This is a genomic window from Stenotrophomonas sp. SMYL20 (genome assembly GCF_036320045.1).
Taxonomy (GTDB): Bacteria; Pseudomonadota; Gammaproteobacteria; order Xanthomonadales; family Xanthomonadaceae; genus Stenotrophomonas; species Stenotrophomonas maltophilia_A.
This window is the reverse complement of sequence record NZ_JAWIRT010000015.1, coordinates 65,518-73,540: the sequence shown is the minus strand read 5'-3', so window position 1 is coordinate 73,540 and position 8,023 is coordinate 65,518. Positions and strand designations below refer to the sequence as shown.

7 protein-coding genes are annotated in these 8,023 nt (G+C 67.8%); 1 reads left to right on the top strand and 6 read right to left on the bottom strand.

All coding sequences use genetic code 11. The features are described 5' to 3' along the window. Positions 1-185 precede the first annotated feature (185 nt). Positions 186-1,700: an acetyl-CoA hydrolase/transferase family protein gene (locus V3B48_RS13020; protein ID WP_329893844.1), complete on the bottom strand. Its 1,515-nt coding sequence runs from the start codon at positions 1,698-1,700 to the stop codon at positions 186-188. Between the two features lie 297 nt (positions 1,701-1,997). Between V3B48_RS13020 and glnE the strand changes: the two genes are divergently transcribed. Next, a complete protein-coding gene (gene glnE / locus V3B48_RS13015) occupies positions 1,998-4,793 on the top strand; it encodes a bifunctional [glutamate--ammonia ligase]-adenylyl-L-tyrosine phosphorylase/[glutamate--ammonia-ligase] adenylyltransferase (RefSeq protein WP_329893843.1) in 2,796 nt (931 codons plus the stop codon). Between the two features lie 234 nt (positions 4,794-5,027). Here glnE and V3B48_RS13010 read toward each other — a convergent pair whose 3' ends face one another. The 5 genes from V3B48_RS13010 to V3B48_RS12990 all read right to left on the bottom strand — a co-directional run bounded on the left by V3B48_RS13010 (position 5,028) and on the right by V3B48_RS12990 (position 7,861). After that, positions 5,028-5,588 carry a queuosine precursor transporter gene (locus V3B48_RS13010; protein WP_004139497.1) on the bottom strand — a complete coding sequence of 187 codons (561 nt, stop codon included), beginning with the start codon at positions 5,586-5,588 and terminating at the stop codon, positions 5,028-5,030. 74 nt (positions 5,589-5,662) lie between these two features. Continuing rightward, positions 5,663-6,178 carry a hypothetical protein gene (locus V3B48_RS13005; RefSeq protein ID WP_317217021.1) on the bottom strand — a complete coding sequence of 172 codons (516 nt, stop codon included), beginning with the start codon at positions 6,176-6,178 and terminating at the stop codon, positions 5,663-5,665. 32 nt (positions 6,179-6,210) lie between these two features. After that, positions 6,211-6,714, bottom strand: a complete 504-nt coding sequence (locus tag V3B48_RS13000) for a hypothetical protein (protein WP_004139502.1) — start codon at positions 6,712-6,714, stop codon at positions 6,211-6,213. 19 nt (positions 6,715-6,733) lie between these two features. Next, positions 6,734-7,585: a DUF2145 domain-containing protein gene (locus V3B48_RS12995; RefSeq protein ID WP_329893842.1), complete on the bottom strand. Its 852-nt coding sequence runs from the start codon at positions 7,583-7,585 to the stop codon at positions 6,734-6,736. Positions 7,586-7,633: 48 nt separating this feature from the next. After that, complete coding sequence (locus tag V3B48_RS12990) at positions 7,634-7,861, bottom strand: hypothetical protein (protein ID WP_004139505.1); 228 nt, start codon at positions 7,859-7,861, stop codon at positions 7,634-7,636. Positions 7,862-8,023 lie beyond the last annotated feature (162 nt).

Below are 8,023 nucleotides of genomic sequence, written 5' to 3'. Positions count from 1 at the left end.
GGGGGGGCGGGCGCCCGCGCCCCGCTCGCGGCGGCGGCGCGCTCGGTGGGCGGGGGCGCCCCCCCCCCCCCCCGGCTCTACCCGATTCCGTGCCTGGGGTCATGGCGCTGCCCTCTGTAGAGCCGAGCCATGCTCGGCTGCCGAGAAAAGCAGTCGAGCATGGCTCGACTCTACAAAAGCGGGTCTCAGCCCTTCATCGTGGCGGTATCCAGCCAGCGCTGGTGCCACGACAACGCTTCCGGCAGCAGGTGCGGGGTGTGCTTGCCGTAGCTCTCGCGGCTGGCGCGGTCGAAGTAATCCTGCAGCTGCGGGCGGAAATCCGGGTGCGCGCAGTTGTCGATCAGCACCTGCGCACGCTTGCGCGGGGTCAGGCCACGCAGGTCGGCCAGGCCCTGTTCGGTGACGATCACCGACACGTCGTGTTCGGTGTGGTCCACGTGGCTGGCCATCGGCACGATCGCCGAGATGGTGCCGTTCTTCGCGGTGGACGGGCTCAGGAACGCCGACAGGAAACCGTTGCGGGCAAAGTCACCGGAACCGCCGATGCCGTTCATGATCCGCGTGCCCATCACGTGCGTCGAATTGACGTTGCCGTAGATGTCCACCTCGATCATGCCGTTCATGCCGATGCAGCCGAGGCGGCGCACCAGTTCCGGATGGTTGGAGATCTCCTGCGTGCGCATGATGATGCGCTCGCGGTAGAAATCGATGTTCTCCTTGAACGTCTCGTTGGCCTGCGGGCTCAGCGCGAAGCCGGTGCACGAGGCATAGCTCAGCACGCCGTCACGCAGCAGGTCGAGCATGCCGTCCTGGATCACTTCGGTGAACGCGGCCAGGTCGCGGAAGCCGCTCTTGGCCAGGCCGGCCAGCACCGCGTTCGGAATATTGCCCACGCCCGACTGCAGCGGCAGCAGGTTCGGCGGCAGACGGCCCTTCTTCACTTCATGCTTGAGGAACTCGATCAGGTGCGAAGCGATCTGCTCGCTGGTCGCATCGATCGGGCTGAACGGGCTGTTGCGGTCCGGGCCGTTGGTGCGCACCACCGCCACGATCTTGTCCGGGTCGCAGCGCAGCGCGGTGTCGCCGATGCGGTCGTTGGCGTTCACCAGCGGAATCGGCTTGCGGTGCGGCGGCAGCGCGGTGCCGTAGTAGATGTCATGCATGCCGTCGACGCCGGCCGGCTGCCATTCGTTGACCTCGACGATCACCTTCTTGGCCAGGTCCAGCCAGGTCTTGTTGTTGCCGACCGAGGTGGAGGGCACCAGCGAACCGTCTTCGCGGATGGCCGAGACTTCGATCACGGCGGTATCGATCTCGCCATAGAAACCGAACCACACGTGCTGGGCCACGTGGCTGAGGTGGATGTCGATGTAATCCAGCTTGCCCTCGTTGATGCGGTTGCGCGCATCCGGGTCGCTCTGGAACGGCATGCGCATGGCGATGCCATCGGCCTTGGCCAGCGCGCCATCGAGTTCCGGCGCGGTGGAGGCGCCAGTCATCAGGCTGATCTGGAAGGGCTGGCCCTGGGCATGCACCGCTTCGATGCAGCGGGCCAGTTCGACGGGAACGGCCTTGGGATACCCGGAGCCGGTAAAGCCGCTCATGGCCACGGTTTCACCGGGCTGGATCAGCGCGGCTGCGGCCTCTGCGGAGACCACGCGGTCACGAAGACGCGCGTTGGCGATGCGATCAACAGACATGACGACACGTGTTGCTGGGGGGAATTCCGATTATCGGCCATCCTCATCCGTACGGGGGGTTCTACCTTCGTGGAATGGCTTTTCCCGCAGGGGTCACCCAAACCCGCCGGTTTTGTTTTGCAGTGCAGCGTGCAAAGTGCTTTCGCAGCCCGCACGATGGACCTGCATCCCGACGTGGGGGAGGGAGCAGAGCCCGCTGGCAGTTCGCTGCAAGCGGGCTTTTTTATTGCCTGTCGTCCAGTATGAATACGCGGTCTCCATTATCGGTAGTGCCGGCCGGGTCGATACAATCAGCCCATGAGCCTCGCCACCGCTGACCTGCCCGCCACCCTGCAGCCTCTTGTCGACCGCGCCTTGGCGCGCCTGGCCCAGGTCCTGCCCGAGCCCATCCCGGCCAACCTGCTGCCGTTGCTGACCCGGCTGGCGGTGAGCAGCGACTTCGCGCTGGACACCTTGGTGCGGCAACCGGCCTTGCTGGCACAGCTGGCCGCGCCCGGCTGCCCGCCGATCCCAGCGCCGGTGCTCGATCCGCTGCAGCCCAGCGACTGGCCGGCGCAGATACGGCGCTGGCGCACGGCAATGTCCACACGGCTGATCTGGCGTGACCTGACCGGTCTGGACGACGTGGCGCAGACCCTCGCTGGCGCCACCACCCTTGCCGAAGATTGCCTGCGGCTGGCACTGGACGCCCTGCAGCAGGAATTCGCCCAGCGCCACGGCGTGGTCCGCGACGGCGAAGGCGCGCCGCAGCAGCTGGTGGTGTTCGGCCTTGGCAAGCTGGGCGGTGGCGAGCTCAACTTCAGTTCCGATGTGGACCTGGTCTACGCCTATCCGCAGGGAGGTGAATCCGATGGACCGCGTCCATTGGCGGCCGAAGAGTATTTCGCGCGCCTCGGCCAGCGCCTGGCCAAGCTGCTGGACGAAACCACCCTTGATGGTTTCAGCCACCGCGTCGACCTACGCCTGCGCCCGTTCGGCAGCGCCGGCCGCGTTGCACTCTCGTTCGCGGCGATGGACCAGTATTTCCAGCGCGAGGGCCGTGATTGGGAACGCTATGCGTGGCTGAAGGCGCGCGCGGTGGCCGGCGATATCGAGGCCGGTGAGGCGTGGCTGCAGACCCTGCGCCCGTTCGTATACCGCCGGTACCTGGATTTCACCGCGCTCGATGGCCTGCGCGAAATGAAGGCGGCCATCACCGCCGAAGTCGCACGCCGCGAACTGCACGATGACATCAAGCGTGGCGCCGGTGGCATCCGCGAAATCGAATTCCTGTGCCAGGCGCTGCAGCTGATCCGCGGTGGTCGTGAACCGGCATTGCGCGAGCGTCGGCTGCTGGTGGCGCTGGACGCACTGGTGGCCGCCGGGCAGATCGCGCCCGAGGATGGCAGCGCGCTGCGCGAGGCCTACCTGTTCCTGCGGCGCCTGGAAAACCGCCTGCAGATGCTGCGTGACGCGCAGACTCACGTGCTGCCCAGCGACGCACTTGACCGCGAACGCATCGCTGTTGGGCTCGGCTACCCGGACTGGGAGGTGCTGCGCGCGGCACTGGCCGTGCAGCAGCAGCGGGTCAGTACCGAATTCGCCGCGTTGCTGGCACCGCGCAAGGGCCAGGCCGCGCCCGATGCGCTGGCCAACTACTGGCGCAGCCTGCCCGAAGGCAGCAACGCACCGCTGCTGGCCGAAGCCGGTTTCCTCGATGCCAACGGCGCTGACCAGTCGCTGCGCGACTTCGCCCAGGGCACCGGCGTGAAGTCGTTGTCCGATGCCGCGCGTGCGCGGCTGGATCGCGTGCTGCCCGCGCTGCTGCATGCGGCCACGCGTTCGCCGCAGCCGGATGCCGCGCTCAAGCGCGTGCTCGGCCTGCTGCAGGCGGTGCTGCGCCGGACGAGCTATCTCGCCTTGCTGGACGAACAGCCCAGCGCACTGGCGCGGTTGGTGGACGTGCTGGCGCGCAGCGCGCTGCTGGCCGAACGGTTGGCGGCGTATCCGCTGCTGCTGGACGAACTGCTGGACGTGCGCGTGTCCGGGCCGATGCCCGATGCCGCCGGCATGCTGGCGGAGTGCCAACAGGTACTGGCAGTGGAGGATCCCGAATCCGCACTGCGCTGGCTCAATGAAACCCGGCTGGCACTCAGCTTCCGCATGGCGATGGCCACGCTGGACGGCCGCCAGGGTGCGGTGGACAGCACGCGGCAACTGGCCGAGCTGGCGCAGGCCGTGGTGGTCACCGTGTTGGCGATGGCCGAAGCGGACATGCATGCCGCACACGGCGAGATTCCCGGCGGGCGCTTCGCGATCATCGGCTACGGCAGCCTTGGTGGGCTTGAGCTGGGCTTCGGTTCCGATCTGGACCTGGTGTTCCTGCACGACAACCCGGCCGGCGTGGATGCCAGCAATGGCGCGCGTCCGCTGGAGCCGGGACGCTGGTATGCGCGCCTCGCGCAGAAGGTGATGGCGCTGCTCGGTGCGGTGACCGCCGCCGGGCGCCTGTACGACATCGACGTGCGCCTGCGCCCGGATGGCGGCAAGGGTTCACTGGTGTCTTCGCTGGCCAGCTACACCGAATACCAGCGCGAACGCGCGTGGACCTGGGAACACCAGGCACTGGTGCGCGCGCGTGGCGTGGCCGGCGATGCCAGCCTGCTGGCCGACTTCGAGCAGGTGCGTGCGCAGACGCTTGGGCGTGAGCGCGACACGGGTGTGCTGTACGCGGACGTGCTGAAGATGCGTGGCCGCATGCGCACCGAACTGGACCGCAGCGATGCCGCGCGGCTGGACCTGAAGCAGGGTGCCGGTGGCGTGGTGGACCTGGAGTTCCTGCTGCAGACCGGTGTGCTCGCGCGCAGTGCGCAGCACGTGGCGTTGCTGCAGCCGCGCGATACGCCATCGTTGATCGATGCGTTGGCCGTTGCTGGTTTCCTGCCGGAAGACACGGCGCAGGCATTGCATGGAGCACATGCCACGCTGCTGGACGTGGGCCTGGCCTGCACGCTGGATCGACGTCCGCGACTGGCACCGACCACGCCCGCGATTGAAGATGCATGTGCCGCGATTACCGCCGCGTGCATTGCCGCGGAGCTGCCATTCGCCTGAGTGGGTGCAAATGCTGCAACAACTTTGGGTGCGTACCGACCGTTGGTCGGCACAATCTGTCGGCAGCGATGAGTTCTGCAGGGCGTGCCGACCAACGGTCGGCACCCACCGGATCAATGGCCGGCGATGACCCGCTGTTGGTAGGTGCCAACCTTGGTTGGCACAATCCGTCAGCGTTCATGACCCCGGCAACAGCGTGCCAACCAAGGTTGGCACCTACCAGAGCAACGGCGGTCAGCTGGTGGTGCGCAGCGGCGCCATCTTCCACAGCAGCGCGCGGAACGGGGCCAGCAGGCAGACGCCGATCGCCAGCTTCACCGCCAGGTCGCCGGCAGCCCAGCTCACCCACGGCAGGGTCGAACCGGCAAACGCGATCGACCAGAAAATGGTGGTATCCACCGTGGCGCTGCAGGTGGTGGCCACCATCGGTGCGCGCCACCAGCTGCCACGGCGCAGGCGGTCGAACACGGTGATGTCCAGCAGCTGGGCCACGATGAAGGCCGAGCACGAGGCAATGGCGATGCGCGGGGTGGCCACCCAGATCGAAAGCAGCACCGCCACCGCGAAACCGATCCACGCCACGCGGCGGGCAGGGCCCGGGCCGAAGCGGCGGTTGATCAGGTTGCTGACCAGGAACGCGACCGGGTAACTGAAAGCACCCCACGTCAGCCAATCGTTGATCGGGTACTGCACCAGTACGTTGGACAGCAGCACCACCGCGCCCATGGCCAGCACCGCCAGCACCAGGGCGCGGGCGGTCAACGGGGCAAACACAGGGGCAGGACGCACGGACATGGCGAGCCAGGGGGACAAAGGGATCGCCCATTATCCGCCCGGCCCGCGGCAATGCCAAAACCGGCCGTTCAGCTTTACAGCGTTTCGCTCATCACATCGCCGGCGGCATAGGCGGTCGGCACATAGGCCAGCGCCTGGCCCTGCGCGCTCTTCACGGTCCAGCCGGCACCCGCGTCGGTCGGGTCGAAGCGCACCTGCTGGCCGACGACGAAACCGGCAATCGGGTCATCGCCTGCAGCCGCCGGCCATTGCAGCGTTGCGGTCTGGTCGGCCTTGCCGGGCACCTGCAGGTGCACCTGGCGATCACCGGCTGGCGTGGTGGCGACCTGCTTCACTTCCATCGGTGGCAGCGGCACCGCCGGCGTGCGTGCGGCGACCTTGCCGTTGCGCTCGCTGGCCTTGAACGGGGCCTTGGACAGTTCGGCCAGTCCCATCGACGTGGCCAACGGAATCGACAGCACGATCAGCGACGTGACCAACACGCTGGTCTGGCCGCTGTTCAACTGCGGCGCGGCGCCGGCATGGACGGTGGGCACCACCAGCGCCGAAAGCAGCAGGGCAGTGGCGGGAACGCGCAGGTAACGGAACATGGAGACCTCCTGGTCAGGGTGGGGACGGCGGCTCAGCGCCGGGTATCGAAGATGTCGCGCGGGCCGGTGGCCTCGGGCAGGTATTCCAGCGGGCGGCCCTGGTTGTCCTTCAACTGCCAGCCCTGGTCGGCGCCGGTCGGTTCGAAGTTCACGGTCTGGCCCACGGTGAACTGCACGGCGGGATCGCCGATGCCGCGCGGGTACTGCATCGATGCGGTGTTCTGCGGATCGTTGGCATCGCGCAGCAGCACTTCGCGGCGGCCATCCACGGTGGTGGCGATCGCGCTCACCTGCATCTGCGGCAGCTTGATCTGCTGCGGGCGGGCCAGCGGCTGGCCAGCGTCGGCGGCATCCTGGGCTTCCTTCGCCGCCGCCGCGCGGGCCGACGTCACCATCTGTGTGGACATCTCCAGGCTCGGTCCCTGCGGACCCGGGTCATGGATGATCACGATGCGGCGCTCTGCATGAGCGGCCGTGGACCAGGCCAGGCTTGCGACGATCAGCATCGGCATCAGGACGGCGGGCAGGGTACGCATGTCGTTCTCCTTGCTGGATTCAGGGCGTGGCGGCGGCAGCACCAGCTACCGGCACGTGAGGGATCACCAGTTCCTGCTGCAGCTGGCTGCGCTGGTGCAGGAAATCGAACACCGATTCCACCGTCACCACCGAATAGTTGCCGGAGATGCGTTCGCCGGCCGGATGGTCAGTGGTGGTGGCGTTGGCCACGAACAGGCGCGCACCCACGCGCTTGCCGAGGCCGATATGCAGCACGCTGGGCTGGTACTTCTGCTGGCGCAGCCACTGCTGCGCCTGTTCGCGCTTGACGATGGCCGGCGCGCCTTCGGTCTGCGCCATCGCCGCGGCCAGCACTTCCAGCACCCACTGGTTGGAGTTCTGGTAGTCGGTGGCAAACGGGTAGGCAACCACGTTGTATTTGGTTTCGTGCAGTGCCTTCGGCTGGATCGACGGCGACACCAGCATCGCTTTCAACGCGGCACGCAGTTGCGCCGAGGGCACGCCGATGCGCAGGTCGGTATGGCCGCCGCTCTCACCGACGAAGTTGCCCAGCCCTTCGTGGTACAGCTGCGAGCTGTCGGTCTTGCAGCGGTTGAGCAGGTGCATCGCGCGCCAGCGGCCATTGTCCTCACGCACCAGGAAGGCCAGGTGGCTGTGGCGCAGGCCGTAGCGGCTCAGGTCCTGGCCACCGCGCGCGGCCACCACCACGTCCACATCGGGCAGCGCGTCCAGGCGCTCAGCGGTGGTCCAGGCCACGTCCAACATCGCCGCCTGCGCGGCCACGCTCGGGTAGCGCTCGCGGCATTCGGTGCTGTTGGCCCAGGCCGGCGCGGTCGCCAGCAGGCTGGCGATCAGCAGCGCGGCGCACGGCAGGTGGGAGAAACGATCCATGTCGATACCTTCAACGGCGGGCAGGCCCGCGCGCCGATCATACGCTGCTCAGCGTAGGGGACGATCCACGCCCTTGCGCTGGAGCTCCTTGTCGCAGGCATCGCTGATCGGGGCCACCGGCAGGGGCGGGCGCTGGCCCTTCGGATCGCGCAGCGCCGGTTGTTCGCGGTACGCGTCCAACTGCTGCTGGCATTGATACGAAATCGGATCCAGCTCGGTGGGCGTGGTGGAGCAGGCCGCGAGCAGGGCCAGGGGCAGCAGGAGCAGGGTACGCATGAAGACGTTCAGAGTGATGGGGGAAGCTGGACTCTAACCGCGGTACCGGATCGAAATGTTCAGAAATCGCTGGGCACCCCGGTAGTGGGGGGGGGGGGGGGGGGGGGGGGGGGGGGGGGAGGGGGGGGGGGGGGGGGGGGGGCGCGGGGGGGGGGGGCCCGC